24 protein-coding genes are annotated in these 26,352 nt (G+C 60.8%); 11 read left to right on the forward strand and 13 right to left on the reverse strand.

The genetic code is table 11. From position 1 onward, the window contains the following. The 8 genes from BLP23_RS21115 to BLP23_RS21150 all read left to right on the forward strand — a co-directional run. Window positions 1-546, forward strand: a 546-nt coding sequence (locus tag BLP23_RS21115) for a TolC family protein (RefSeq protein WP_167363941.1), incomplete at its 5' end; no start/stop codon positions are given. Window positions 547-710: 164 nt separating this feature from the next. After that, window positions 711-1,754, forward strand: coding sequence for a LacI family DNA-binding transcriptional regulator (locus tag BLP23_RS21120; RefSeq protein ID WP_092586783.1), 1,044 nt, complete (start codon window positions 711-713; stop codon window positions 1,752-1,754). Window position 1,755: 1 nt separating this feature from the next. Then, on the forward strand, window positions 1,756-2,778 hold the full coding sequence (locus BLP23_RS21125; RefSeq protein WP_092586784.1) for a polyamine ABC transporter substrate-binding protein: 1,023 nt from the start codon (window positions 1,756-1,758) through the stop codon (window positions 2,776-2,778). Window positions 2,779-2,846: 68 nt separating this feature from the next. After that, window positions 2,847-3,674, forward strand: coding sequence for an ABC transporter permease (locus tag BLP23_RS21130; protein WP_092586785.1), 828 nt, complete (start codon window positions 2,847-2,849; stop codon window positions 3,672-3,674). Continuing rightward, the gene (locus BLP23_RS21135) at window positions 3,671-4,450 is read left to right on the forward strand and encodes an ABC transporter permease (protein WP_092586786.1); all 780 of its coding nucleotides are present in this window, start codon (window positions 3,671-3,673) and stop codon (window positions 4,448-4,450) included. The genes BLP23_RS21130 and BLP23_RS21135 overlap by 4 nt, the downstream gene beginning before the upstream one ends. After that, window positions 4,443-5,465, forward strand: a complete 1,023-nt coding sequence (locus BLP23_RS21140; RefSeq protein WP_092586787.1) for an ABC transporter ATP-binding protein — start codon at window positions 4,443-4,445, stop codon at window positions 5,463-5,465. Before BLP23_RS21135 ends, BLP23_RS21140 begins: the two co-directional genes overlap by 8 nt. Before the next feature lie 4 nt (window positions 5,466-5,469). Further along, entirely contained in the window at window positions 5,470-6,387 is a 918-nt protein-coding gene (locus BLP23_RS21145) for a nucleoside hydrolase (RefSeq protein ID WP_092586788.1), read from the forward strand. Further along, window positions 6,384-8,171, forward strand: a complete 1,788-nt coding sequence (locus BLP23_RS21150) for an adenine deaminase (RefSeq protein ID WP_092586789.1) — start codon at window positions 6,384-6,386, stop codon at window positions 8,169-8,171. Before BLP23_RS21145 ends, BLP23_RS21150 begins: the two co-directional genes overlap by 4 nt. A 153-nt stretch (window positions 8,172-8,324) precedes the next feature. On the opposite strand, the gene BLP23_RS21155 is transcribed toward BLP23_RS21150, so the two are convergent. The 6 genes from BLP23_RS21155 to BLP23_RS21180 form a co-directional block, all read right to left on the reverse strand. Next, window positions 8,325-9,500, reverse strand: coding sequence for a M20 aminoacylase family protein (locus BLP23_RS21155; protein ID WP_092586790.1), 1,176 nt, complete (start codon window positions 9,498-9,500; stop codon window positions 8,325-8,327). Window positions 9,501-9,585: 85 nt separating this feature from the next. Beyond that, the gene (locus BLP23_RS21160) at window positions 9,586-11,091 is read right to left on the reverse strand and encodes a tripartite tricarboxylate transporter permease (protein ID WP_092586791.1); all 1,506 of its coding nucleotides are present in this window, start codon (window positions 11,089-11,091) and stop codon (window positions 9,586-9,588) included. A 9-nt stretch (window positions 11,092-11,100) separates the two neighbouring features. After that, on the reverse strand, window positions 11,101-11,562 hold the full coding sequence (locus BLP23_RS21165; protein ID WP_092586792.1) for a tripartite tricarboxylate transporter TctB family protein: 462 nt from the start codon (window positions 11,560-11,562) through the stop codon (window positions 11,101-11,103). Between the two features lie 148 nt (window positions 11,563-11,710). Next, on the reverse strand, window positions 11,711-12,694 hold the full coding sequence (locus BLP23_RS21170; protein WP_092586793.1) for a tripartite tricarboxylate transporter substrate-binding protein: 984 nt from the start codon (window positions 12,692-12,694) through the stop codon (window positions 11,711-11,713). A 199-nt stretch (window positions 12,695-12,893) separates the two neighbouring features. Further along, complete coding sequence (locus BLP23_RS21175; protein ID WP_092586794.1) at window positions 12,894-14,222, reverse strand: sigma-54-dependent transcriptional regulator; 1,329 nt, start codon at window positions 14,220-14,222, stop codon at window positions 12,894-12,896. Next, the gene (locus BLP23_RS21180; protein ID WP_267890098.1) at window positions 14,219-16,012 is read right to left on the reverse strand and encodes a sensor histidine kinase; all 1,794 of its coding nucleotides are present in this window, start codon (window positions 16,010-16,012) and stop codon (window positions 14,219-14,221) included. Before BLP23_RS21180 ends, BLP23_RS21175 begins: the two co-directional genes overlap by 4 nt. A 191-nt stretch (window positions 16,013-16,203) precedes the next feature. On the opposite strand from BLP23_RS21180, the gene BLP23_RS21185 reads away from it, so the two are divergent. After that, a complete protein-coding gene (locus tag BLP23_RS21185) occupies window positions 16,204-16,866 on the forward strand; it encodes a sulfite oxidase-like oxidoreductase (protein WP_092586796.1) in 663 nt (220 codons plus the stop codon). Here the strand turns inward: BLP23_RS21185 and BLP23_RS21190 are convergent. From BLP23_RS21190 to BLP23_RS21200, 3 genes are all read right to left on the reverse strand, one after another. Further along, complete coding sequence (locus BLP23_RS21190) at window positions 16,851-17,489, reverse strand: hypothetical protein (RefSeq protein ID WP_092586797.1); 639 nt, start codon at window positions 17,487-17,489, stop codon at window positions 16,851-16,853. The two genes, BLP23_RS21185 and BLP23_RS21190, sit on opposite strands and share 16 nt — an antisense overlap. A gap of 86 nt (window positions 17,490-17,575) precedes the next feature. After that, window positions 17,576-18,292, reverse strand: a complete 717-nt coding sequence (locus BLP23_RS21195) for a CbtA family protein (RefSeq protein WP_092586798.1) — start codon at window positions 18,290-18,292, stop codon at window positions 17,576-17,578. A gap of 12 nt (window positions 18,293-18,304) precedes the next feature. Beyond that, window positions 18,305-18,514: a CbtB domain-containing protein gene (locus BLP23_RS21200; RefSeq protein WP_039846959.1), complete on the reverse strand. Its 210-nt coding sequence runs from the start codon at window positions 18,512-18,514 to the stop codon at window positions 18,305-18,307. Between the two features lie 211 nt (window positions 18,515-18,725). On the opposite strand from BLP23_RS21200, the gene BLP23_RS21205 reads away from it, so the two are divergent. Continuing rightward, entirely contained in the window at window positions 18,726-19,283 is a 558-nt protein-coding gene (locus BLP23_RS21205; RefSeq protein WP_092586799.1) for a histidine phosphatase family protein, read from the forward strand. A gap of 355 nt (window positions 19,284-19,638) precedes the next feature. Here BLP23_RS21205 and BLP23_RS21210 read toward each other — a convergent pair whose 3' ends face one another. The 3 genes from BLP23_RS21210 to BLP23_RS21230 all read right to left on the reverse strand — a co-directional run bounded on the left by BLP23_RS21210 (window position 19,639) and on the right by BLP23_RS21230 (window position 23,901). Further along, the gene (locus BLP23_RS21210) at window positions 19,639-19,974 is read right to left on the reverse strand and encodes a hypothetical protein (protein WP_092586800.1); all 336 of its coding nucleotides are present in this window, start codon (window positions 19,972-19,974) and stop codon (window positions 19,639-19,641) included. 2,065 nt (window positions 19,975-22,039) lie between these two features. Further along, complete coding sequence (locus BLP23_RS21220; RefSeq protein ID WP_092586802.1) at window positions 22,040-22,237, reverse strand: hypothetical protein; 198 nt, start codon at window positions 22,235-22,237, stop codon at window positions 22,040-22,042. A 1,127-nt stretch (window positions 22,238-23,364) separates the two neighbouring features. Continuing rightward, window positions 23,365-23,901, reverse strand: coding sequence for a GNAT family N-acetyltransferase (locus BLP23_RS21230; protein WP_092586804.1), 537 nt, complete (start codon window positions 23,899-23,901; stop codon window positions 23,365-23,367). Between the two features lie 344 nt (window positions 23,902-24,245). Here BLP23_RS21230 and ligD point away from each other — a divergent pair, with 344 nt between their 5' ends. After that, window positions 24,246-25,289, forward strand: a complete 1,044-nt coding sequence (gene ligD / locus BLP23_RS21235) for a non-homologous end-joining DNA ligase (RefSeq protein ID WP_092586805.1) — start codon at window positions 24,246-24,248, stop codon at window positions 25,287-25,289. 442 nt (window positions 25,290-25,731) lie between these two features. On the opposite strand, the gene BLP23_RS21245 is transcribed toward ligD, so the two are convergent. Beyond that, window positions 25,732-26,019, reverse strand: a complete 288-nt coding sequence (locus tag BLP23_RS21245) for a DUF1236 domain-containing protein (protein WP_092586807.1) — start codon at window positions 26,017-26,019, stop codon at window positions 25,732-25,734. Window positions 26,020-26,352 lie beyond the last annotated feature (333 nt).

The raw sequence follows: 26,352 nt of genomic DNA on the forward strand, positions 1-26,352 counted from the left end.
GGCGTCGCCCAATCGCAGCTTTATCCGTCGATCGCGCTGTCCGGCTCGATCTCGCCGACCTGGGTCAACCCGGCCAGTGGCCGCGGCGGCGGCCTGACCACCTGGTCCTTCGGCCCGACGCTCAACCTGCCGATCTTCGACGGCGGCCGCCTGCGCGCCAATGTCGACATTGCCAAGTCGGACGCCAAGACCGCCTATCTCGCCTGGAAGGCAGCGGTGCTCAACGCCGTCGAGGAGGTGGAAAACGCGCTGTCGGCGGTGCGCCGCGACGCCCAGACGGTGGAAGCGCTGCGCGCCCAGGTCAAGACGACGCAGGAATCGCTGGAACTGTCGACGGCAAGCTACAAGGACGGCGCCTCCTCGCTGCTCGACGTGCTCGACGCCCAGCGCCAGGTGTCGCTGGCCCAGGCGAGCCTGGCGGCGGCCGTGCAGCAGATGGCCAAGGACTACGTCTCCCTCAACGTCGCCATCGGCGGCGGCTATGCCCCGGGCGGCAAGGTCAACTCTGTCTCCGCCACCGTGGCAAAGGGACCCACAAAGAGCTGATAAAGCCATCTCTATGAATGACAAAAGCCCCGGCAACGGGGCTTTTTTTATTGCTTCTCGAAAAATCCCGTGTGCAACACACCCCATCCCACAAAATGGATTCGACAAGCCGGTGCGCTTCAGGTACGCGTGATTAAACGATTAATCAAACGCATCATGAAACCATGGCTCAGTTGCGCCCGGGACCGAACCTCAGCAGGATTGCGACGTCGCTAGGCGTGTCGGTCGCAACGGTGTCGAACGCGCTTTCGGGCAAGGGGCGCGTCTCGGAGCAGCTCGTCGGAAAGATCAGGGAACATGCCGCGGAGCTTGGATATGTTCCAAGCCAGGCGGGTCGGGCGCTGCGCACCGGCCGAAGCGGTGTGCTGGGCCTCGTTCTTCCCGACATCGCAAATCCCCTCTTTCCCAAGATTGCGCAGGCGATCGAATTCGCCGCCGCCTCTGCCGGTTACGGCGTGCTGATCGCCGACTCGCGCGGCAATGTCTCGGCGCAGACCGAAGCAATCAACCGGCTTATCGAACGCGGGGTCGACGGTATGGTGATCGTGCCCCGCCGCGCAACGCGCATATCCGCGGCAAGCTGCCCAGTTGCCGTCATCGACACCGCGTCTACCCCCGGCAACACGGTTGCAGCCGATCACTGGCAGGGTGGCCAACTGATTGCCGCTCACCTCGCTGATCTCGGCCACAAGCGCATCCTCATCATTGGCAACAATCCGGAATCGAACGTGCAGAACGATCGGGCGGGCGGCATCCGTTCAGGTCTTTGTCCGGGCATGAGCGCCGAAACGCTCTGGATCGAAAAGCTTGAACATCAAGCCGGCAGCGGCTGCCCACTCGGTCTTGCAAGAAAGGTCGAAGAGGGCTTCAGCGCCTTTGCCGCCTTGTCCGACCTTCAGGCGCTGAGGGTGCTCACGGAGCTGCAGCGCGACGGCATCGATGTGCCTGCCGAGGCAAGCGTCACCGGTTTTGACGACCTCATCTGGTCTGCGGTCGTGACACCCGCGCTTACCACTGTGAAGATGGACATGGACGCAATTGCCGAGATCGCCGTATCGGCCTTGCTCAACAGCATAAAAACAAACCGCACCCGGGAGGGCGCACTCGTGACCGCCGAGAATGATCGCGTGCCCATGCAACTGATCATCCGCCAATCATCCGGGCCGGCGAAACCGGTTCAAGAAAACCTGCAGATGGAGAACTCATGACATGAAGACATCCCTCATCGCATCGGCAGCGCTGCTCGCGCTTTTCCCGCTCGGCGCCGTGGCGCAGGATCGGGTCCTGACTATTTCCGTCTATGCCTTTGCGCAGGACGACTTCAAGACGCTGGTCTATGATCCCTTCGAAAAGCAATGTGGCTGCAAGCTCGTCGTCGAGACGGGCAACAGCGTCGAACGCCTCGCCAAGATGGAGGCGAACAAGGCAAACCCGGTTGTCGACATGGCTGTCGTCTCGATGGCGGATGCGCTGTCGGCCTCCCGCAAGGGCCTGGTGGAAAAGATCGATCCGTCCAAGCTTACCAACTTCGGCAAGCTCTACGATCTCGCCAAGGACCCGAACGGCGACGGCATGAGCGTCGGCTACACCTTCTATGCCACGTCTATCGCCTATCGCTCGGACAAGATGAAGATCGATACCTGGGCCGATCTCCTGAAGCCGGAATATGTCGGCCACGTCGCTTTTCCGAACGTGACCACCAACCAGGGGCCGCCGGCGCTCTATATGCTCGGCCTCGCGCTCGGCAAGGATACGCCCGACCTCAAGGGACCGATCGAAGCCGTCGGCGAAAAGAAGGATGACATCGTCACCTTCTACGAGAAGTCCTCGCAGCTGATACAGCTCATGCAGCAGGAGGAAATCTGGGCCGCCCCGATCGGCCGTTTCTCCTGGGCGGGCTTCACCAAGCTCGACCTTCCGGTCGCCTGGGCGACACCAAAGGAGGGCCAGACAGGCGGTATGAATGTCATGGTCGTCACCAAAGGCTCGAAGAACCAGGATCTGGCGTTGCAGTTCATGGATTTCTGGCTCTCGACCGACATCCAGACGAAACTCGCCGAAAAGCTGATCGATAGCCCCGCAAACAAGGACGTAAAGGTCTCCGAGGCCGCCGCCAACAACCTCACTTACGGCGAAGACACTGCCAAGAGCCTCAAGCTCATTCCGTCCGCAGCAGCGCTCGACAATCGCGACGCATGGCTGAAGGTTTGGAACGACAAGGTCGGTCAGTAAAGCGCCCATGACACCCGGTTCCGGCTTGCCGGGACCGCCCATTCCGCCGCCGTTGCGAAAGGCGCATCATGTTTCAGAACCGAGCAGAAGCCCTGGCGCTTGCCCTGCCCGCAGCGGTGTTTGCCGCCGTGGTTTTTCTGCTGCCCGTTGCCATCCTGCTATCGGAAGGCTTTCGCCTGGAAGGCACCTGGACGCTTTCCGCCTATGGCGACTTCTTTTCCGGGACGCTGAACCGCACCGTCTTCATCCACACCTTCAAGCTTGGTCTTGAGGTGACGGCCGTTTCGGCGATCATCGGCTATGCCGCAGCTTTCGCCATCGTCAACTTGCCGCCCAAGGGCAAGGGCCGGATGATCGGCCTCGTTACCCTGCCGCTGATGATCTCGCCCGTTGCCCGTACCTATGCCTGGATCGTCATCCTCGGCCGCACCGGTATCGTCAACCAGGCGCTGACCGGCATGGGCCTCAGCGACGGACCACTACGCCTTCTCTTTACTGAAACGGCCGTGTTCATCGGCCTGCTGCAGCTCTTCTTGCCCCTGATGATCCTTTCGCTGATCAGCGCACTCGAAAATATGCCGAAGGATGCGATCCCGGCGGCGCGCGTCCTCGGCGCCAATTGGTTCCAGGTTTTCTGGAAGGTCATCCTGCCGCTCACCCGCGAAGGCCTCGTCGTCGGCGGCACTCTCGTCTTCACCGGTTCGCTGACGGCCTATATTACCCCCGCCGTGCTTGGCGGTTCCAAGGTGCTGATGCTCGAAACACTGCTCTACCAGCAGGTCTCCGTCGCCAATAACTTCGTTTCCGCAAGCGTCATCGCCTTCATGCTGATCGTTATGAGCTTCGCCGCGAACGTTCTGCTGAAGCGCCTGGCAACTGCAAGGAACAAGCGATGACCGCCCGTCTGTTCTCACCGATCGTACTTTTCCTCGTGCTGGCGTTCCTGATCGGGCCATTTCTGATCATCATCGCCGCATCGCTTTCGGCCGGGGATACGCTCGCCTTTCCGCCGCAAGGCCTTTCGCTTCGCTGGGTGATCAAGGTCTTCTCCATCGAGAGCTTCCGCGACAGCTTTTCGATGTCGATGTTGCTTGCAGTCTTCGGAACGCTCGCCGCCCTCGTGCTCGGCATTCCGGCCGCCTACGCTCTGTCGCGCTATTCGCTGCCCTTCGGTGAAACGGTCCGAACCATCGTCTCGCTGCCGATCATCGTCCCGGGCATCATCGTCGGCCTCGCATTGTTGCGTTACCTCGTCGTGCCCTTCGGCTTTAACCTCACACTGGCGCTCTTCTTCGCCCACACCGCGCTCGTCCTGCCCTATGCCGTGCGCGTCGTCTCCGCAAGCCTCAATAATTTGCGCTCAGACATCGAGGAAGCCGCCGTGCTGCTCGGCTCGTCGCGCCTTGGCGCTTTTTTCCGTGTGGTGATGCCGAATATCCGCGGCGGCATTCTTGCCGCCTTCATCCTGGGCTTCGTCACCAGCTTCAACCAGGTGCCGGTTTCGCTTTTCCTGTCCGGCCCCGGCGTCCGCACACTGCCAATCGATATGTTGGGCTACATGGAAACCACTTACGACCCCTCGATCGCCGCGCTCTCCTCGCTGCTCGCCTTCCTTTCCATCGGCATCGTCTTCCTCGCCGAACGTTTCCTGGGACTGTCTCGTTATGTCTGATGCCTATCTTCAACTCGACAAGCTGACGCTGGCCTACGGCGATACGGTCGCCGTGAAGGATCTCGACCTGTCGATCGCCAAGGGCGAACTCGTCGCCCTGCTCGGCCCTTCAGGCTGCGGCAAGACGACGACGATGCGCTCCATTGCAGGTCTGCTCACGCCCGCGTCGGGCCGCATCAACCTCGATGGCGCCGACATCACGCGCGTTTCGGCCAACAAACGCGCCGTCGGCCTCGTCTTCCAGTCCTACGCGCTCTTCCCGCACCTGACGGTCTATGAGAACGTCGCCTTCGGCCTCCGCCTCAAGGGCATCAACGGACAGACCCTCGATACCCGCGTCAACGCCGGCATCAAGTCAGTCGGCCTTTCCAGTTTCGCCTCTCGCAAACCCGCGGAACTCTCCGGCGGCCAGCAGCAGCGAGTGGCGCTTGCCCGTTCCATGGTCATGGAGCCGAAGGTGCTGCTGCTTGACGAGCCGCTCTCCAACCTCGATGCGCGCCTGCGCCTCGAAATGCGCGCAGAACTGCAGCGCGTTCAGAAGGAAACCGGCGTTACGATGATCTTCGTCACGCACGACCAGGCGGAGGCCTTGGCCCTTGCCGACCGTATCGTGGTCATGCTGAACGGCGGCATAGAGCAGATCGGCACGCCGGAAGAAATCTACAACAAGCCGGTCTCCGCCTTCGTCGCCGATTTCGTCGGCTTCGAGAATGTCTTCAAGCTGCAAAACGGCAAGCTTGTCACGCCGAATGGCGCCATTGAACTTTCCCTTCCCGCTCCGCAGGCAGCAGGGCTGGCCTGGCGGCCCGGCACGGTCGCGCTTGGTTCTGGTCCTTTCCAGGGCGCCGTGCGCGGCACCTCCTTTGCCGGCAACACGCGCGAATATCTGCTTGATACGCCGCTCGGGCCAATCAAGGCCGAGGTGGACGCAAGCCTGCCGCCGCACGAAATCGGCGCGGCACTTTCCTTCGACCTACCGCTTGCGGCGGCTGCAACTCTCACGCGGTTCGGGTGACATCATGGGCGTTTGGATCGATACCGATATGGGCTTTGACGACATCGCCGCCATTCTGGTGGTTGATCAGTCTAAGCTTAAGATTGACGGCGTCTCGCTCGTCTTCGGCAACGCGCCGCTGACCCAGGTAGAGGTAAACGCCGCTGGTGCCATACAAACCTTCGGCTGGACATTCCCCATCCATACCGGCCGCGCCCAACCAGTCCTTGGCAAGTTCGAGACCGCCCAGGCGATCCTCGGCGATACCGGCATCCAGACGATCGGAAGAGGCCTGCCAGCAGCGGCGCTTGCAGTGAGCGACGCCTTCACTGCTCTTTGCCGCTGGCTTGAGGCTGACGGTCCGCGCCGTATCCTGGCGCTTGGCCCGCTGACGAATATCGCGGCCGTGGCGCTCGCGCGTCCGGATCTCGCCACCCGCATCACCGAACTCACCTGGATGGGCGGCAGCGTTACTGCCGGCAATCATACGGCCTCGGCAGAATTCAACGCCTTTGCCGATCCCGAAGCGCTGGCGATCGTCATCGCCCATGGCATGCCGCTGCGCATGGTCGATCTCGACCTATGCCGCAAAGTGCTCGCCAGACCGGAAGACGCTGAACCCGTGCGCAGAGCGGGCGGCACGAGGGCCGAACTGCTGGCCGACATGTTTGCCGGTTATATCCGCATCGGCACCAGCCGCGGCCGCCCCGCCATGGCGATCTACGATCCGTGCGCCGCCGTGGCTTTCGTGGCGCCGGATGCTGTGAACTTCCGTCCTGCCCGTATCGATGTCGAGCTGGCAGGCCCATTGACCCGCGGCCGCACCGTGGTCGAGACGCGCGACACGCATGCCAGGTTTAACGCCCAGTTCGCCGCCGATATCGACGCCGAGGCGGCGCGCACCATCATCCTCGCAGCCCTGGTCAACGAGGCCCGCAAATGAACGCACAGCTTGGGCGGGAACCCGCAGACATCAATGATCCGTCGCTGCGCGCCCGCGCCGTTGCCGCCGCAAGGGGTGCTTCCCCATTCGACGCACTGATCACCAGCGGCAAACTGCTCGACGTGGTCACCGGCCGCTTCCGCGATGCGGATATCGGCCTCGTCGGCGCGTTGATCGCCAGCGTCCATGCGCCGGGCACCCGCACCGACGCGACCGAACTTATCGATGCCGCCGGGACGTTCGTTACGCCCGGCCTGATCGATACGCACATGCATATCGAAAGCTCGATGGTGACGCCTGCCGAATATACCGCAGCCGTCCTGCCGCGCGGCGTGACGACGATCCTTTGGGATCCGCACGAATTCGCCAACGTGCACGGTCTTGACGGCGTGCGCTGGGCGATCGAGGCTTCCCACGCACTGCCTTTGCATATGATCCTGCTCGCCCCGTCTTGCGTTCCTTCGGCACCCGGGCTGGAAGTGGCAGGCGCCGACTTCGACGCTTCGGTAATTGCCGGAATGCTGCGGTTGCCTGCGCTCGGTGGCGTTGCCGAAATCATGAACATGCGCGGCGTCATCGACGGCGATCCGCGCATGAACGCCATCGTTCAAGCGGGGCTCGCCTCGGGCAAGCTCGTCTGCGGCCACGCTCGCGGGCTCGAAGGCGCCGATCTCAACGCCTTCATGGCGGCCGGCATCACCTCCGATCACGAGCTGACCTCTGGCGCCGACCTTCTCTCCAAGCTTACCGCGGGAATGACGATCGAGCTCCGCGGCTCGCATGATCACCTCCTTGAGGAATTCGTCCAGACGCTGAACGGCATCGGCCATATGCCGCCAACTGTGACGCTTTGCACCGACGACGTCTTTCCGGATGAACTCGAAAGGGATGGTGGCCTCGACGACGTCATCCGCCGTCTGGTCCGCTATGGTATGAAGCCGGAATGGGCACTTCGCGCTGCGACGTTCAACGCCGCCGAACGCCTGAAACGCACCGACCTCGGCCTGATTGCCGCTGGACGACGCGCAGATATCGTGCTCTTCGAAGACCTGCAGGATTTCAAAGCCCGCACGGTCATTGCCAATGGCCGCGTGACGGCGCAGAACGGCAACCTTACGTCGCCGGTTCATTCGCTCGACTCCGCGCCGCTTACCAATTCCGTCAAGCTTTCACCGCTAAGCGAAGAGGATTTCAAAGTGCCGTCGAAGGGCAATCGCGTCCGCATCGCCACGATCGACCGGCCGCGTTTTACGCAATGGGGCAAAGCCGATGCCGAGGTTAAGGACGGTTTCGTCGTTCCGCCACCGGACTGCGCCATGATTGCCGTCGCCCATCGTCACGGCAGGGCGGATGGCCGTCCGCGCACCGGCTTCCTGAAGGGCTGGGGAAAATGGCGCGGCGCTTTCTGCACCACGGTATCGCATGACAGCCATAACCTCACCGTCTTCGGCGGAAATGCAAGCGATATGGCGCTCGCCGCGAACGCCGTCATCGCGGCCGGCGGCGGCATGGCCGTTGCCAGGAACGGTCAGATCGAATCGTTGCTGCCGCTGCCGCTTTCCGGCCTCGTCACCGAAAAATCGCTTAAGGAGACCGCCTCGGCGTTCCGCAATATTCGCAAGGCAATGGAAAACATCGTCGATTGGCAACCGCCCTACCTTGTCTTCAAGGCCTGCTTCGGCGCGACACTCGCCTGCAACGCCGGCCCGCATCAGACGGACCGAGGGATTGCAGATGTCTTGACGGGAAAGGTGCTGGAAAGCCCGGTGCTGGAGATTTTGTAGCAGACGCCAGAGCTTTGCCGCTCCCCTCATCCGACCGCTCGGGTCAAGGTTCCTCCCGCTGAGGAGAAGAGGAAGGTTAGGGCATCGCCGCGAGTCCCTTCTCCCTTCGGAAAGAAGGTTCCGGTAGGCGAATGGGGAGAAGGCCGCGAGCTCTTATGCCGCCGACGTCAGCTCCTGCTCCACGAGCTTCACCCAATAGGCCACGCCATAGCCGATCGCCGCATCGTTGAAGTCATAGGCGGTATTATGGTGTAGGGCACCGTCGACGGCAGGGCCATTGCCGAGCCACACGTAGCAGCCCGGCGCATTCTGTGCGAAGAATGCAAAGTCATCGCCGGCCGTCGAAGGCGGAAAGCTGGTGCGCACCTTCCCCCCCATTACCGCCCGTGCAGCAGCCAGGGCCTGTTGTGTCGCATAGGCATCGTTGACGACCGGTGGAATGCGCCGCTCGAATTGATAATCCACGGCAATGCCGTACATCGCCGCCGTGCCCTCAGCGAGGCGGCCGATCTCCGCTTCGAGCTGATCGCGCACGTTGGCGCAATAGGCCCGCGCCGTCCCGCCGATCTCGACCGTGTCCGGGATGACGTTGAGCGCCTTGGGGTCACCCGCCTGCAGCGAACAGGCGCTTACGACGGCGGGCTGCAGCGGATCGACGACGCGGCCGACGATCGTCTGCAACGAGGCAAGGAAGGTGCCCGCGGCGGTGATTGGGTCGCGCCCGAGATGCGGTTTTGCGCCATGGGTGCCCGTCCCGCGAAAAGTGATGCGCCAGCTATCCGAAGAGGCAAGCTGCGGCCCTTCGACCACTGCAATCTCGTCGACGGCAAGTCCCGGCATATTGTGCAGGCCGTAGACGGCATCGCAGGGAAAGAGCTCGAAGAGCCCCTCTTCCACCATCCGTTTCGCGCCGCCTCGCCCTTCCTCCGCCGGCTGGAAGATGAAATGCACGGTGCCCGAAAAGCCCTTGACCGCCGCCAGATGACGTGCCGCGCCGAGCAGCATGGCGGTATGGCCGTCATGCCCACAGGCATGCATCTTCCCGGCCACGGTCGATTTATACGACCGCTCGGCAATCTCCGGCATCGCCAGTGCATCCATATCCGCACGAAGCCCGATCACTCGCGTGCCGCTGCCGGCCTGCAGCGTGCCGACGACGCCCGTACCGCCAAGTCCGCGATGAACCTTGATGCCCGCCTCCTCAAGCAGCTCCGCCACGATGCCGCTTGTGCGCTCCTCCTCGAAGCCAAGCTCGGGATGGGCGTGCAGGTCACGGCGCAGCGATGTGAGAAAAGCCAGATCGTCCTTGATCCGCACGGGGATGTTCATGGCCCGGATGTCCTGTCATAAGAAACGGGCGCCCAAAACGGCGCCCGCATCAAGTTATCCTTTGTTCAACAAAGCGGGGCGAACTTCAACCCTCCTCGACGAAGACTTCTTCGCGCTTCTTTTTCACGCTCGGCAGGAAGACGACGATGAGGACTACTGCGGCGATCGCAAGAAGGATCGCGCTGATCGGCCGGGTGACGAAGGTCGTCGGATCGCCGCGCGAAAGGATCATCGCCCGCCTCAGGTTTTCTTCGAGCAGCGGACCCAGCACGAAACCGAGCAGCAGCGGTGCTGGCTCGCATCTCAGCTTGGCAAGCAAGTAGCCGATAAAGCCGAAGAAGGCGACGGAATAGAGATCGTAGACGTTGGAATTGACGCTGTAGACCCCAATCGAGCAGAAGGCCATGATGATCGGGAAGAGCACGTAATACGGCACTGTCAGCAGCTTCACCCAGAGCCCGATCAGCGGCAGGTTCAGGACGACGAGCATCAGATTGCCGATCCACATCGAGGCGATGATGCCCCAGAACAGCGCCGGCTGCTCGGTCGCAACGTTCGGTCCCGGCACGATCCCCTGAATGATCATCGCGCCGATCATCAGCGCCATCACCGGATTGGCCGGAATGCCAAGGGTGAGAAGCGGAATGAACGAGGTCTGCGCACCAGCATTGTTCGCCGACTCCGGGCCTGCGACGCCGGCAACGGCGCCCTGGCCGAATTCCTTCGGCTTGTTTGAGATACGCTTTTCAACAGTGTAGGAGGCAAAGGACGCGAGGATCGCACCTCCGCCCGGCAGGATGCCGAGAGCCGAGCCGATCGCCGTGCCGCGAAGCACCGGCGCGATCATCTCCTTGAATTCTTCGCGTGACGGCAGCAGGCCGGAGACCTTTGCTACCAGCACCGTCCGGGTCTTTTCCCCTTCCAGGTTGCGCAGAATTTCGGCGATACCGAAGACTCCGACGGCAAGTGCCACGAAATTCAAGCCGTCCGCATATTCGCGGATGCCGAGCGTAAAGCGCGGGGTGCCGGTATAGATATCCGTTCCGACGAGGCCAAGCAGCAGCCCGAGCACGACCATCGCCAGCGCCTTGACGACGGAACCATGGGCGAGTGCGATCGACGACACCAGGCCGACGACCATCAGCGAGAAATATTCCGCAGCACCGAAGCGCAGGGCGATATCGGTCAGCGGCGGCGCGAAGATCGCGACGAGGAAGGTCGAGACCGTGCCGGCGAAGAAGGAACCGAGTGCGGCGATGGCAAGTGCTGCCCCTGCCCTGCCGCGCCGCGCCATTTGGTAGCCGTCGATGGCCGTCACCGCGGACGAGGATTCGCCCGGCATGTTGATCAGGATGGCGGTGGTCGAACCGCCGTACTGCGCGCCGTAGTAGATGCCGGCGAGCATGATCAGCGAAGACACCGGCTCAAGCTGGAAAGTGATCGGCAAAAGCATGGCGATCGTCGCCGTGGCGCCAATGCCGGGCAGCACGCCGATCAGCGTACCGAGCAGAACGCCGATCAGACAGAAGAAAAGGTTGGCAGGCGTTGCTGCCGTCGCGAAACCGAGTGCCAGATTGCTGAAAAGTTCCATCGCGGCCTCCTAGAACCGGACCCAGGGGCCAAAACGTTCGAACGGCAATCCGAGGCCGTAGCTGAACACGCCAACGGAAAAGGCCGTCAGCACAACCGAGAGCACAATCGCGTGGAGCACCGTCATCCGATGCGAGGCGAAGCAAGCAATGAAAGCGGTCAGGAAGATCGAAGGCACAAATCCCAGCCCCCGAACCGTCAGCCCAAAAAAGATCGGCGCAGGCAGGATGAACAGCATGCCACGCCAGGCAAGCGGCCCCATCGGCTCGCCCTGCACGCGGATCGCTTGAACAAAGACGACCGCACCGAGAATGATCAGCACCGCTGAAAGCAGCAACGGGAAGTAGCCCGGGCCCATGCGAAGCGTCGTCCCCAAGTCGAGACTGTAGGATTGGATGGCGAAAAATGCACCGGTCGCGACAAGCAGCGCGCCGCAGATCACATTGGTGGTATCGAAACTAACCGATTTCATGGTGTCTCCGTAGGTTGGAGATGGTCCCTAGCGCAAATGGTGTTCCCTCATCCGGTTACCGCCACCTTCTCCCCGCCGGGGAGATGCTACCAGAATCCCTCCCCCCAGTGGGGAGAGGGTTAGCGTGAGGGGCCAAAGGCACTACGCCTCAATCCGCATATTCGCCGGCAGCGTCGATCACCGGCTTCCAGCGGGCGATTTCGCTTTCAAGCTTCGCCTTCAGGGCAGCAGGGGTAGCGTCAGCCTCCGGCGATGGCGCGGTGCCCAGTTCTGCAAAGCGAGCGGCCACGTTCTGGTCCTTCAGCGCAACTTGCAGCGACTTCGACAGACGCTCGTTGACCTCTGCCGGAGTGCCCTTCGGCGTGTAGATGCCGTGCCAGATGCCGACTTCAAAACCAGGCAGACCGGCTTCGACCGCCGTCGGGATATCCTTCATGATGTCGAGGCGCTTCGGCGAGGTCACGGCGTAGGCCTTGATCGTGCCGCCCTTGATCTGCTTGGTCGTGTTGGTCGTCTGGTCGCACATGACGTCGACCTGGCCGCCGAGAAGATCCGTCATCGCCGGGCCGGTACCCTTGTAGGGAACAGTCGTCAACGGCGTCTGGATAGCGCTCATGAACATCATGCCGCAAAGATGCGAGGCTGCTCCGATGCCGGCGTTCGCGACCGTCACGCTGTCCTTGTTGGCCTTCACATATTCAACAAGGCTCTTGAGGTCGGCTGGTTCGAAATCCTTGCGGGCAACGATCGTCATCGGAACTTCGGTGACGAGACCGACATACTCGAAGGCGCCGAGCGTGTCATAGGCGAGCTTGCGGTAAAGCGTGGCGCTGGTGGCCATGCCGATGTGGTGCAATAGGATGGTGTAGCCATCCGGGCTGGCTGAAGCCACCCGTCCCGCGCCGAGCGTACCGCCCGCACCACCGACATTTTCGACGACGATCTGCTGGCCGAGGTCCTTCGACATGGATTCGGCAACGAGGCGGGCAACCGTATCGGTCGGGCCGCCGGCCGAGAAAGGAACGACCATGGTGATGGTGCGCTCTGGATAGGCCTGCGCGGATGCGCCGTTTGCGAGAAGCGAAACGGCAACAGCAGCTGTCATGCCAAGCATGGCTTTCATGATTTTCATCTTTTTCCTCCCTGATGAAAACAAAATACCACCGACGCTTCCCACGCGCCAATGGAGATAGGGCCATTAGCACGCCGCGAACCGGCTACCGCAATCAGCCCCGCTCGGTCCTTCGCCCGAATTCTGCATGGGTGCAGCGCAGCATGGGTCGATTCGGACACAAACGGGTTTAGCGATGTGTGGAAATCCACCCATCGAACTACTCGGAAACGAGCAGCTTCTTGTCCAGGCCGTATTTCTGCATCTTTTCGTATAATGTCTTGCGGGAAATCTGCAGCGACTCGTAGACCGGTTTGAGGCTGCCGCCATGCGCAACAAGGGCGCTTGCGATCACGCTGCGCTCGAACTCGGCCACCCGATCGGCAAGGCCGCTGACCTCGCCCAACTGCCGCTCGCCGTCGAGGCCGAGTACGAAGCGGTCCGCTGCGTTGCGCAATTCGCGCACGTTGCCGGGCCAATCCCGCTGGGCGATGTCGGAAATCACCTCGGGCGGCACTGCCATCTCGTCGCGGCCGTAGCGTGCCGCTGCTTCGCGGACCAGCTGGAGAAACAGCAGCGGGATATCCGGCCGCCGCTGCGCCAACGCAGGTACGTGCAGCGTTACGACATTCAGCCTGTAGAGGAGATCGGCGCGGAAACGTCCCGCAGCGACTTCGGCTTCGAGATCGACCTTGCTGGTCGCAATGAAGCGCACATCAAGCGGCACGACCTCGTTCGAGCCGAGGCGGGAAATGACGCGCTCTTGCAGCACTCGAAGAAACTTTGCTTGGAGGTCAAACGGCATCGATCCGATTTCATCGAGCAGGATCGTGCCGCCGCGCCCGTGCTCGAACTTGCCATAACGCGGCCGCACCGCACCGGGAAAAGCACCTGCCTCATGGCCGAAGAGCTCGCTCTCGATAAGGTTCGCAGGCAGCGCCGCGCAGTTGATCGCGATGAACGGCCGGCTCGCTCGGGCACTGATGTCATGGAGCGCCCGGGCGACCACCTCCTTGCCCGCGCCGGTCTCGCCAACGATCAGCGTATCGGCGTCACTCGCCCCGATTGCCCGGATGCGGTAGCGCAATTCCACCATCACCTGCGTACGGCCCGGCAAACGCGCCTCGATATCGTCGCGCTTTCCGGCCACGGCCTTGAGCAGCCGGTTTTCCAGCACGAGGCTGCGGCGTTCCATGGCCCGCCTTATCACTCCCGCCAGCATCTGCGGCGTGAACGGCTTTTCGATGAAATCATAGGCGCCTTCGCGCATTGCCTTCACTGCCAGCTGCACGTCGCCATGGCCCGTAACGAGGATGACAGGCACTTCCGCGTCGATCTCGCGGATCTTCTGCATCAGAGTCATGCCGTCGGTGCCCGGCATGCGGATATCGCTGACCACGACTCCGGCGAAGCTATAGCCAATCAGCTCCAGCACATGGTCAGCATGGGAAAACGTCTCGACGTTGAAACCCGAAAGCTCCAGCGCCTGCGCCGTCGACCGGCGCAGCTCTTCCTCGTCGTCCACCAGTAGAATCTTCTGTTCGCTCACTCTGCGGCCTCCGGCATTATGCCCGTCGCCGATTGCAGATCGATGCGGAACACAGCACCTCCCTCCGGATGATTGGAGGCCGCCAGGCTGCCGCCGAAATCCTTGATGATGTTGTAGGAGATCGAAAGCCCGAGCCCCAGTCCCTTGCCGACGCCCTTGGTCGTGAAGAAGGGATCGAAGATGCGCTCGGCAATCGCCGCCGGCACGCCCGGTCCATGATCGCGTACCGTCAGCACCACCTTGCCCTTTTCCTCGCAGGCCGTCACCTCAATCCGCCGGTCCTCGATCCCTTCGACGGCATCTGCCGCGTTCGAAATCACGTTGACCAGCACCTGCTGCAAGCGAACGGACCCGGCCCGGACGACGGGTGGGCGGATGCCGAGATCGACCCGCAGGTCAGCATCCGCCGCCTTCAGCCGCCAGGCGATGATCTCCAGCGTATCGCGGATCGCCTCGTCGAGCGGCACCGGTCCGAGCTTCTCGTTCGGCTTGCGCGCGAAGTTGCGCAGATGCTTGCTGATGGATGCCATGCGGTCGATAAGCCCGCCGATGCGCTGGATATTGTCCTGCGCTTCTGCAGTCCGCCCGCGGTCCAGAAGCACGGCGGCGCTGTCCGTATAGGTCTTTGCGGCGGCAAGCGGTTGGTTAAACTCGTGGGAGAGTGCCGCCGACATCTGGCCGAGGCCGGCAAGCTTGCCTGCCTGGATGAGGTCGGCCTGCGTCTGGCGAAGCTGTTGTTCGGTCAGCCGCCTCTCTGCGATCTCTTCTTCGATGCGGCTGTTGACGCGGGCAAGGTCGGCCGTGCGCTCCTCGACGCGCCGCTCCAGCTCGTTGCGCGCTTCCGCCTGCAAATGCATGCGCTCGTTGAGCCGCATCCGCCGCTGCCGGAGAATCGCGATCGCCAGCCCGGCGATGCAGAGAATGAGGAAGACGGCGCCAAGTGCGGTGCGCGCCTGCGTACGAATGGAACCGGTGTCCATCAGCACGTTCACGGTCCAATCCTCGGCCGGCATATAGTGCGAGAGCACCAGATATTCCTTTTGCACACCTTCTTCGACGAGCGACATCAACTCATGCTCTTCGAAATGGCTGCGCGTGATCGGCAGCGCGGTCAGCCTCGCATTCGCGTAGCGGCGGGACGCCCCGGTGCGCGCGATGCGGTCTGAGGTCAGGGGCAGAATGCCGTTGTAGAGCCAATCCGGCTTGCCCGACATGAAGATGATGCCCTCGGGGTCCGATACGAAGATGCGGTATTCGCCGCCACCCCACGAAGCTTCGATCATGTCGATATCGACCTTGAAGACGATGACGCCGCGGATTTGCTCGCCTGCATGGATCGGCGAGGCAAAATAATATCCGCGTTTCAGCGAGGTGGTTCCGAGCGCATAGAACCGGGACTGGCGCCCGGCAACGGCATCCTGAAAATAGGGGCGATAACTGAAATTCTCGCCGACGAAGCTGCCCGGCAGGTCGAAATTGCTTGCTGCAATCGTCTCGCCATCCGGCTTGATCACATAGATATCGGAGGATTTCAGAAGCCCGTTGATCTCCTTGAGATAGAGATTAGCCGCATCGCGCAGCGCCTGGTCCTGCGGGCGGCTGACCAATTCCTTGATGTTGTCGTGATCGGCAATCAGCGCCGGCAGCGCCTCATAGCGGTTCAGGTGTCCGCTGAGCGCGGAAACAGCGAGCCGCAGCGCAGTTCCCGCCTGCGATGACGCCTCGCCCATATAGGCGCGTGTTGCCACCGCCCCGCCGTAGTAGAAGAACGCGAAGACGACGAACGGCACCAAAAACAGTGCGGCTATCAGCCTGTATCTGGACGACAGGTCAGCCTCCTCCCCTTCCTGCCTCCACTCCTGGGAGGCATACCCGACGCTGCAAGTCTAGTGACCGGATAACGGATTTCCAAGAGGCGCCTTGCCTTGACTCATCCGGAGCCCGGATGTCCTATTGCGCCAACGCGATGAGGACACCCCGCATGAGCGACGAGCAAACCCCCGCCGACAGCAAACTCACCACCTCGAAGCGCCGCTGGGCCGCCGAAGGCAAGTTCCTGACAGGTCGCATCAGCCGTCCGGAAACCGAGCGCCTGCCGCCTGGCCAGCATCTCGTCAAGAACTGGCCCGTCCTTGACCTCGGCCAGCAGCCGGTCATCTCGCTGGACACATGGCGTCTGGAAGTGCGCGGGCTCGTCGAGACACCGCTCGACCTCACCTGGGCGGCCTTTCAGGCGCAGGAGCAGAGCACCAAGGTCAGCGACATTCACTGCGTCACCACATGGTCGCGCTATGACAACAAATGGAAAGGCGTTTCGACACGCGATCTTCTCGATCTCGTAATGCCGAGGCCGGAAGCCAATTACGTCATGCTGACGAGCTATGACGGTTATACGACCAACCTGCCGCTTTCCGATTTCGCGGCGGAGGATGCGATCCTCGCGACATCATGGGAAGGCCTGCCGCTGACGCGCGATCACGGCGGCCCCATGCGCTTGGTCGTGCCGCATCTCTACTTCTGGAAAAGCGCCAAGTGGCTTCGCCGCATCGACCTCATCCCGGCCGACGAGGCCGGCTTCTGGGAAAAGAACGGCTACAACATGTACGGCGACCCATGGCGCGAGCAGCGTTATACGGACGACTGACGGCCAAGCAGGCGCTTGGCCGCAAAGTACACGCCGAAGAGAATGCCCACAAGCGAAGATAGCACCGCCATGCTTGCTGCGTGCATCGGGATTTCGCTCCAGCGCGGGCGCACGATATCCGCCGTGTTGAACGCCTCGCCGCTGAAACGGCAGGTGATCAGCGAAAGCCCGCGCCGCACCATCTCGGCATCGGCATCCGCAATGATCGCCGATGCGGCCCCGGCTTCCTGCGGCATGGCGCGCATGGCGATCAGCACGGCCTTGGCCGCCGCCAGATAAGCATGGGCGCATTCGTTGAACGGGCTCCGCTCGTCGGCGACGCTGCCGGGCATCCGCCCCCAGAAGCAGTAGGAATACTGGATCTGCGCATAGTTCAGCACGCGCCTGAACGGCTCGTTCGTATCGGTCGCCTGCGAGGCGAGATTGATGATCCGGTTCCGATAGCCGGCGATAACCGCCATCTCGCCATGCGAAATTTCGGGGATGGGGATGCCGGCATGGCTGCCAGCGGAACTGCTGTTGTGTGCTGAGGCGTTTCCGGCGGCGGACAAGAGAAGTGCTGCAAGACCTAGTTTCGCGAGCCATGGCTTCGCGGAATTTGGATATTGAGATTGCCGCAACATTGCCAAGCTTTCCCTCATCCCTGTGAACCACAGTGATGAGGAGTTCTCTTTTGACGAGCCACGACGAGGCAACGCACTAGCCTGGATTACCGGAATGCCGGACGCAGTCGCTTTTCGGCCAGCACTCCGAAGACAATCCCAAGCGCCGCCCACAGAATGACATGCATGCCGAGCGAGGCGGTGCGAAAACGCCAGAGCACCATGGCCGAATAGTTTTCCGGCACCTCGTTGATTGGCGGCAGCAGGTACTGAACCAGGCCGATGAAGACGAGATAGGCGGCACCTGCGAGGATCGCCGCATTCCAAATGCCGAAGCGCGCAGAGAGATTGCGCGCCAGCCCCACTGCGGCAATCAGCGAGGCAACGGAAACGAGGATCATCAAGAAGAACACCTCGGTGCGAACGCCGATCGTATCGGGATTGCCGACCGCAGGCGGGTTGGCGGGGTACTTGATCGCCGGAACGAGAACGATCGCCACAAAGGCGGCAAGCGCAATAACTGCGGCCGTTCCGCGCGCGCCGAGCCGGCTGAAACGCCCATGAACGAAGGCGAAGGCAAGAGCAAAGAGGCCACCAACCGCAATTGCATAGGTCATGACGCCGGTGAAGAGGCCCAGACCGGCCTGTGTGGCGCGGCTGACGAGTTCCGGCTCAGCGGTTTCGCCTGCGGCCAGGGCAGCGGCTTCTTCGAAGGCAATCGCCTGATCGACCAGCGGCTCACCGAATGTATAGGCAAAGGCAAAAACCAGGATGCCAGCGATCGCCCCCGCGAGCATGCCACGGAGCAAAAGATTTCCAACCATGTCTGTCGTCCTTTAGTGGCAGGGGAAGCCGAGAAGGTGGCGGCCGTCATGCACGAATTCGTGGACGTAGCCGCCGGAAAACAGCGCCATTGCGCCTTCTTCCGTGCCGACGAAATAGATGGCGATGATCATCAGCAAGCCCCCGAAGATCGCCCAGGGCAGGATTTCTCCTACCGGGATCGGCGCCGGTGCTGCGATGGGCTGAAGAGCGGTGTCAGACATGTTTTCCTCCTGGAAGACGCGTTCAGTCGAAAGAGCGTTGTGCGGTAGGGTCTGACTTCCAGCCTGCTTTCGCATCCTGGTCACAGTGGCGCGACCGCGCCGGATTTTCACCGGCTTCCAAACCCGCAACATGACCGTTATATCTGCGCGCGGAGAACTGTCAACGAGACTTGATCTCGCTCCCCACTGCATTTCCGGAGATCGAAGGAACGTGCATACCCGGCTCACCTGGATCTGCCACGGCGTAACAAGCGCCGGTCGCAACGGTCGCTTTCCACTCGACGAACCGCTTGAAGAAAGCGCCGTCGCGCAGACGCGGGCAATTGCCGGTTGGCTGCAGCTTGCCGATCGAGTCCTGACGAGTCCGGCGCTGCGCGCGCGCCAGACTGCGCAAGCGCTCTCGCTCGACTCTCTTCCCGATCCTCTGCTTGCCGATTGCGATTACGGCCGGTGGGGCGGGATGGCGATCGCCGATCTGCAAATGCAGGAACCCGAAAATCTGCTCGCCTGGATGAGCGATCCGGAATCGGCCCCGCATGGCGGCGAAAATATTAGGCAGCTCGCAAGCCGGGCAGCCCAATCGATGGAAACGCAATCGGTGCTCGGCGGCCACGTCATCGCCGTCAGTCACGCCGCGCTCATCCGCGCTGCGATCCTGAACGTGCTTCAGGCGCCGCTTTCCTCTTTCTGGCTCGCGGATATCGAACCGCTGGCCATCATCCGCATGACCCATAACGGCCGCCGCTGGGCGCTTCGCTTCGGCGACTGAAGCCGCTATATAGCTAATTTTTCAAGCAATAAATTAGATCAGCCTTACGCAAGCAAGTTGCGTCATAGCTATTGAACCCGGTTTACCGGGCGCTAAGTCCTTGCCCCGAGGAGACCGGCCATGACCTATGATTGGAGTGGGGAGCGTACACGGCGCATGCGTCTTTTGCGGATCGCGACCGCCGTTGTTCTCGTCGCCCTGGTTGTCAGCATTCCATTGCTGATGACATAGGCGAAAAAGGCGAGCAGCCGTCAAGCTGCTCGCCATTCTTTAACTCTGTCGAACGGGAACGCACGCAGCACTCTGCGATCAAACGATGATCACCAGGATTTCTTGGACTGTGGCGACATTCCTTTTAGTGCTTGATAGTCGTGCCGGTCACCGACACTGGATCGCTGGCCGGAAACGTATCCTCGAGCCCCTCGTCAAGCTGCTCCTCGAGGGTCGATCGATCATGGGACGCGCGCGCACTCAGCCTGACGCTCATCGTTTCGCCCTCCGGGGCCTTGGAAGAGGCGATTTGGCTCATCACCTCCTTTGCCTTTTCTATGGCATTCTGCCGATTGAGCGAACGTTCGGCATCGTTCTTCAACTGCACGGAAACGACCTCGCCGCCGTCGCCGACGAATTCGACCGTAAAGCCAGCCTTCCCGCCGCCGACGGGGATAACCTGTGTTCCAACGACCTGCATTGGGGATTTCCTCTTTTTGAACGCCAAAAAGGAAAACGAAGATACCGCCCGCTTGGTTCCAAGCACTGAGGATCATCGCGGCTACAACATTGGAGTGCCTGACCTCTGCGATAGGTGAAGTTTTGTACCGGATACATAGGTGACACTTTTCGCGTTGCCGGAAGGGCTGGAAGAATTATTTCTCGGCGCCATTTACTGGATTCTAATAAAGGCAATGGAGTTTAGGAGCATGATTCGGTGAGGTCCCACGTTTTGTCAGCCCGAGAGACGTCGAAATCGAAGGCAACGGCGATATCGACACGCTGAGAAAGCCGAAGACCTCGCCGGTCATGCTTCTAAGCAGCAAGTGGCGAGTGCCGCTATGACTTCCGGGGCGTGGCGCACGAGACATGTTGACGCGCGATGCGCGTGATGACGCATTGGGAAAAGAAGCCCCGCAAGGGGACGGGGCTCAAGATATGATGAGCAGCGCCCTAGAGCGGGCGACGTCGGAAAGTACGCTTCATAGCTCGCATCTTCAAGATGCAGAACTAAGGCAAAAAGCTGCGTCTATGGCCAAGTCTCCTCGTTCGAAGCCTCTTCTTTCCACCGAAAGGCCTCTCCGGCGTCGTGCATCGACGGCAAACGATCGCCTGCGCCGTGCTGGTAAGATGATGGTGGCCGTGCGGCATGTCGTCGACGGCGAGCCTTTCGTGGGCAGCGGCGTGTTTTTCAGATGGCTCATAGTGCCGCGTGGCGACTGCAACGGCGCTCTTTCGGCTTCCTGCAGCGGCACTGCCCGCAGTTCGTGGACACCTGAAATTCCAGATCAGCAGCCGGCGGGAATTCAAACCCCCCAAAAGTTGCGCCTCCGCCACTTTGACAGACCTCGCTCCATATATCTGCAGAAATCCGCATTCGGTGGAAAGCTTGCGGGCAGAATTTCGGCGTCGATACGACCGGCCAGGCACGCCTTAAGCTCACCAGTGCTGGCACTATGATCCAATCCTCGAATTTGATCTAGAAAAGGTCGGACTTACCAAGGAGCTTTGATTTCAGATGCCCGTCGGGTCTCGTGCAGAGATGCGCTCGTTATCGGTGGGCGCTTTTGCAGGAGAAACCAGTTCTCAGGAACGCGGCCACGAATAGATCGTGCCGGGCCTCCAGCCCCGTGGAAGGCTGCTACCAAGCAGTGGGTTATCACGCAGTTGCGAGCGTCGCTTGCTGGAGCTGCGTTAGTCAGTCGGAGGCCAATGGTATCTTTAGTGGAACGCTAATATACTTAGACGCTCGAACGAGCAGCGCCTGCCGAATGCTTGAGGAATGCCATGCGAAGATTCATCTTCACGGCAATGTGTATCGCCACTGCAACGGCCGCTAACGCCCATGATTGGTACGAAGACAAGATTGACCCACAGATGAAATTCAAGTGTTGCGGTGGTTCTGATTGCCGCGCCATACCTCGGTCTTCGGTGCGGTCCAGGATCGACGGTGGTTACACTTACTTGCCGCATAATTTCACCATCCCACGGGACCGTGTACAGGACTCCCCAGACGATCAATACCATATCTGCGAGAATACCTACGTCATAACTAATCAGCTGTATTTGCGTTGCTTTTTTGCACCTCGCGTCAAGGTCTCTCTACTTCACCCACGTTAAGGTAAATACTGCGCGTCGCTGCCGGAATCGAAGAGATGGCCACAGACACGCATAAGCGGCGGGCTCCACACCGTCGATGCTCGCGGCAGACCTGAGAAACGCCCAGGCTTTGAAAGGCCTTTGATTTTGACGCGTGCGATGTGATCGACGTCTTTTGCCACCGATGCAAAAGCGGCCGAGGCCCATTCGGCCGGAGTGGACAAGCTCACGCTGCGCGGCGAATGCGTTTGCAGCCACGTTGGAAGGAAACGACGCAATAGTTATAAGCTGGGGTTGTGACTACGCTTCAACGACGACCGGCCGGAGACGCTCTTTTACCTCGATCCGCCGTAGTTCGGCAGCGAAGGCGACTACGGGGCGCTGTTTAGCCGGGAGCAGTTCGAAGTGATGGCGGAGCGCCTCGGTCGCATCAAAGGCAACGTCACCTAGTCCTCTGACCCTCCGAAGTGCCCGCCATGAGCTTCATCGTAACGGTGGAGCGCATTCAGATAGCCTGAAAGCGCTTCTGCTAGCGGACGCGACAAGCCTGTCTGGAGATGGCTCTTCCAGGTGGCTATCTCGTCGGTATCACTGTCGACAACGCGGTATTTGGCGTTGCCCTCTGCCTCGATGCGATACTTCATGACCCAGTCACCCAGCGGGTTTTGATGATGAACTAGATATCGCCAGAACGATTTCAACCGCCCTTGTCGAACAGTTCGAGCGGCGAAGCGGATTAATTAATCCGGCCGACTTGGTTCCAACATCATGTCTCGAAAGGAGAGCGAGCCACGAACTTAGGGGCGCTCACCGCTTCTGCCGGCACAATGACAGACGATCAAAAGAGAGCAAATTAGCCAAAACGGCTTAGGCCCTCGTGCCTTCGGCGGAGGCGCCGGGTTCTCCGAAGCCGAATGCCTCCTTCTCAGGGCATCGATAATCTCATGGCGCTCGCTTCATCAAGATGTCCTAGCGGCAGAGTTTCAGCAATAACAGCGACCTTGTGCGTCTGCGTATCGACAATCGACCAGCTGCCATCCCGTCGCGTCTGGCGTAACACTGCGGGCGTATTCGCATATTCACGTCGGCCTCTGCCTCTCGGTCATGCTCACGACTAGCTGTTGCAAGCTATCTTCGATAGTGACGCCGTGCTGATAGAAATAAATGATCTGGCTTGCGAGTTCGACGCGCTCATAATCGCTCGTTATGTGCCCGCTAGCGCAGATATCATCAAAGACCCTCTTGCAGATCTCAATATCTTCGGTAGCGAAATAGCCTCTGCTCATGCTCGGTTCCCTAAACCGCGGGTAAAGCGGCCTTCACGAGAACATATGGTGGCAAGGGCTCGTAAGAGAGGGCAAAGCGAGCCCAAGCCACTGGCTCAGTACTTAGGGATCATCCCCACAGATCACGCAGCTTCAGCGACTGGTGGGAAGATGAAACGCGTGATCGCAATAAACCGGCGGGGGAGGGAAAAGTTCCCTGCGCGCATCCTATCATCACCGTGCGCCGGCGGTTTGAAGAGAACCACCCTCGTCCGTTGGCGATCCGATGGTTTCTCAGAATCAGCCAGGAAGAAAACTCTTTCCTGCTACAATCTACGAATATCCTCAGCGGCCGGCGTTGGCAGCGGCTTCGTGAACCACGAAGATCCACGCTCTGACCGATGGCCAATGCCGGCCGATCGCTTAAGTCGGCGACGAACTTCTTTGCCTCCGTTTGCCTCGCAGCTACCTCTACTACTGGCTACGAGTGCAAGCCGGCGGATCGTTCACAAGACCTTCCTCATCCGCAACATTGGTACGCCCGCTCCGCCTCTATGGTCGATGACTTCTTCAATCGCCTCAAAGCCGCAGGCCCGATAGAGCGGTTCGCCGGCCATTGTTGCCATAAGCTCGACACTTGTGAAGCCTTCGCCGCGGGCGGCGTCCTCGCACAGCGTGAGGATTAGACGACCCACGCCTCGGCGGATGAAGCTTGGATGCGTATACATGGCACGCACGCGCGCAGCGTCTTTCGTGGCGTCAAGCAGCGCTGCATCGCGCCCGGGTGAACGGTCGCCGCCGTAGAGGGTTGCGCGCCGGCTCCATCCGCCGCACCCGGCTAAGACGCCATTTTGCTCCACAATAAAATATGTTCCATCATCAATGAGTTGCGTATCGAGCCCCATGATTGCTCGGCTCGAAGCGATCTGCTCCTCTGTGAGGAAAGGCTTCTGAAGCTCGCCGATGGCTGCATCTATCAGTACAGCCAGCGCCGGCATATCGGCAGGTGTGGCCAAGCGATGGTCTAGTCTGATCCTCGACATTCTTCCGCAAGTCCAGTGCAACCGCTTGAAGCTAGCACAAGATCGTCACAATGATGAGAAGAAACCTAAGGCATAGTCGGGGTTGAAGCTTCCTGATGACCTGTCATGAGTCCGAATCCGAGCGTCCGAGCCGCCCTTCGATTTTTGCTCGTAAAGCTCTTCGAGCTTCCTCGATGCCTCTCGCCCGGTGGGCGCCCAGTCGACTCTCGCCATCGTATTCGTCTCAAGCGCTCGCCGAAGCTCTCGGCCGCGCTATGCGGATCGAGCAGTTCAAGCGGCCGATAGAATAGTATCCCCGCTGAATTCGCGGTGGATATTTGCGCATTGCGTGATTTAATTGTCGGATGGCAAAGCCCCCGCGTTCCAGGCCTCTTCAGGCCAACGACCAACCATTGCGAACGCGACCGCGAAAGCCTCGCGATCCGGCGCAGCCGAACCTTCCCCTCGATCCCATGCCGGACCGCATCGAGCCGTGCCTGGCTCTTCCCAAGCCGAAGCCGCCGAAGGGTGAGCAGTGGTTTTATGAAATCAAATGGGACGGGTATCGCCTGGCGGTGCATATCGAGCCTCAGCGCGTGCGCATCATCACGCGCGGCGGCCATGACTGGACGCATCGTTTTCCCGCGATCGAGCTGGCCGCCAAGCAGCTCGACGTCGCGACAGCGATCCTCGATGGCGAGGCAATCGTGGTCGATGAGCGTGGCCGGTCCGATTTCGGGCTGCTGCAGCAATCGCTCGGCGGCCGGAGCGGCAAGCGGACTTCCAGCGAAGCGCTTTTCGTGGCGTTCGATCTGCTCTATTTCGACGGGCATGATCTGCGGCAACTGGAGCTATCTTCGCGACGCCATCTGCTCGAAGGGCTGATCATCGATCGGGAGGGCGTCATTCGGCTGTCGGAGGAGTTCGAGGCGGACGGCGACAGGATGCTGGAGCTTGCCTGCGAGCATGGGCTCGAAGGCATCATTGCCAAGGATCGCCGTAGCGAGTACCGCTCCGGCCGTCTCGGCGACTGGGTGAAAATCAAGTGCTTGCAGAGCGACAGCTTCGTGATCGTTGGCTATGAACCTTCCACGGTCGCGCGGGCCGGCATCGGCTCGTTGCTACTGGCAGCGCGCAAGGGTGACGGCCTGGTTTATGTCGGCAATGTCGGGACCGGCTTCAACGAACGCACGGCGCGGGAGCTGCGCGAAAAGCTCGACCGGCTGAAGGTTACGAAACCGCCGGTCACATATGACGGAAGACGCAAGGGGCTGGTCTGGGTGCGGCCTGCGATGATTGCCGAGATCGAGTATCGCGCGTGGACGCACGATGGGAAGCTGAGACATGCTTCTTACAAAGGTCTGCGGGATAAAGAGGACGACGCCACGATTTATGTGCTGGACCAGTAGCGTTCTTCGAATCGCCTTTGAAGGCTCCGAGCAAATCGGACTAGAACTCGACATCTACGCTCAGGCGATGAACTAATGATGGCCGGGGTAACCTGGAAATAGCCCCGCCTTAACGTTCTACGATCTCGAAGTCGTTAATGGCCGCAACTGCCCTTATGACTGCGATGCGGGCCTGCGCGCTTCGGTTCAACGCGAGCCCTTTTCGCACCGCGCGACAGGGGACTCTGATAATCTCCATGGCGGTGGGTTCATCAAGGCGCCTTAGCGGCAGTGTCTCAGCAATGACAGCGATCTTGTGCGTCTGCATATTGACGATCGACCAGCTGCCATCCCGTAATACTGCGGGCGTATATTCACGTCGGCCTCTGTCTTTGACCTTGGACGAAGGTGGATTGATGGGGAGGAATAGCGGGCCCGGGGGCGGGCCCGCAGTGCATTCAAGTTATTCGACGACCTCGATCACCGCGCGGGTCTTTGGATTGACGAGCACGCGCTTTTCGTTGACGATCACATAGCCGTAATCGGGCTGATCGGGGATCGTGTGGATCTCGACCGTGTCAGGAAGCGCCGTACCGACTGCAACTTCACCTTCAAACGTGACCGATGGCGATTTCTGCTCAATAACGTAGGTTCTCACCTCGCCGGGAACGGTGACCGTCGTTGTCTGCGCGACCGCCGCTCCCCCGAGCGACAGAAACAGCGATACGGCAGTGATGACCAATTTGTTCATGTTATCCTCCCAGGATCTAGTGTCCGGATAAAACGCTACCGATAGGATATAGTTCCTCCGGTGCACGGAATGAGTGCGGCGACGCGGCCTTGTGTTCCGGCCGCGCTCGTAGCCTGGGTAGCGTGTGAATAGCCGTGGCCTTAACGTTCTCAGCTGAATCTGGAAGTCGCTGATGGGCGGTCTGCCTTGATGAGTCCGATGCCCTCGGCAGCGCCATGCGGATCGAGCAATTCAAACGGCCGATAGAATAGTATCCCACTGAAAACAAAAAAACCGCTGTCGATCGGCGGGGTAAAGAGGAGTGACGAATACCGCTCATAGGGGTGTGCGGCT

The organism is Rhizobium mongolense subsp. loessense, assembly GCF_900099775.1.
Taxonomy (GTDB): Bacteria; Pseudomonadota; Alphaproteobacteria; order Rhizobiales; family Rhizobiaceae; genus Rhizobium; species Rhizobium loessense.

What these genes read in the sequence shown, in the direction of transcription:
- BLP23_RS21120 (WP_092586783.1), top strand. Translation starts at nt 711, where the DNA reads ATGGCTCAGTTGCGCCCGGGACCGAACCTCAGCAGGATTGCGACGTCG.
- BLP23_RS21125 (WP_092586784.1), top strand. Translation starts at nt 1,756, where the DNA reads ATGAAGACATCCCTCATCGCATCGGCAGCGCTGCTCGCGCTTTTCCCG.
- BLP23_RS21130 (WP_092586785.1), top strand. Translation starts at nt 2,847, where the DNA reads ATGTTTCAGAACCGAGCAGAAGCCCTGGCGCTTGCCCTGCCCGCAGCG.
- BLP23_RS21135 (WP_092586786.1), top strand. Translation starts at nt 3,671, where the DNA reads ATGACCGCCCGTCTGTTCTCACCGATCGTACTTTTCCTCGTGCTGGCG.
- BLP23_RS21140 (WP_092586787.1), top strand. Translation starts at nt 4,443, where the DNA reads ATGTCTGATGCCTATCTTCAACTCGACAAGCTGACGCTGGCCTACGGC.
- BLP23_RS21145 (WP_092586788.1), top strand. Translation starts at nt 5,470, where the DNA reads ATGGGCGTTTGGATCGATACCGATATGGGCTTTGACGACATCGCCGCC.
- BLP23_RS21150 (WP_092586789.1), top strand. Translation starts at nt 6,384, where the DNA reads ATGAACGCACAGCTTGGGCGGGAACCCGCAGACATCAATGATCCGTCG.
- BLP23_RS21155 (WP_092586790.1), bottom strand. Translation starts at nt 9,500, where the DNA reads ATGAACATCCCCGTGCGGATCAAGGACGATCTGGCTTTTCTCACATCG.
- BLP23_RS21160 (WP_092586791.1), bottom strand. Translation starts at nt 11,091, where the DNA reads ATGGAACTTTTCAGCAATCTGGCACTCGGTTTCGCGACGGCAGCAACG.
- BLP23_RS21165 (WP_092586792.1), bottom strand. Translation starts at nt 11,562, where the DNA reads ATGAAATCGGTTAGTTTCGATACCACCAATGTGATCTGCGGCGCGCTG.
- BLP23_RS21170 (WP_092586793.1), bottom strand. Translation starts at nt 12,694, where the DNA reads ATGAAAATCATGAAAGCCATGCTTGGCATGACAGCTGCTGTTGCCGTT.
- BLP23_RS21185 (WP_092586796.1), top strand. Translation starts at nt 16,204, where the DNA reads ATGAGCGACGAGCAAACCCCCGCCGACAGCAAACTCACCACCTCGAAG.
- BLP23_RS21190 (WP_092586797.1), bottom strand. Translation starts at nt 17,489, where the DNA reads ATGTTGCGGCAATCTCAATATCCAAATTCCGCGAAGCCATGGCTCGCG.
- BLP23_RS21195 (WP_092586798.1), bottom strand. Translation starts at nt 18,292, where the DNA reads ATGGTTGGAAATCTTTTGCTCCGTGGCATGCTCGCGGGGGCGATCGCT.
- BLP23_RS21200 (WP_039846959.1), bottom strand. Translation starts at nt 18,514, where the DNA reads ATGTCTGACACCGCTCTTCAGCCCATCGCAGCACCGGCGCCGATCCCG.
- BLP23_RS21210 (WP_092586800.1), bottom strand. Translation starts at nt 19,974, where the DNA reads ATGCAGGTCGTTGGAACACAGGTTATCCCCGTCGGCGGCGGGAAGGCT.
- BLP23_RS21220 (WP_092586802.1), bottom strand. Translation starts at nt 22,237, where the DNA reads ATGAAGTATCGCATCGAGGCAGAGGGCAACGCCAAATACCGCGTTGTC.
- BLP23_RS21230 (WP_092586804.1), bottom strand. Translation starts at nt 23,901, where the DNA reads ATGTCGAGGATCAGACTAGACCATCGCTTGGCCACACCTGCCGATATG.
- ligD (WP_092586805.1), top strand. Translation starts at nt 24,246, where the DNA reads ATGGCAAAGCCCCCGCGTTCCAGGCCTCTTCAGGCCAACGACCAACCA.
- BLP23_RS21245 (WP_092586807.1), bottom strand. Translation starts at nt 26,019, where the DNA reads ATGAACAAATTGGTCATCACTGCCGTATCGCTGTTTCTGTCGCTCGGG.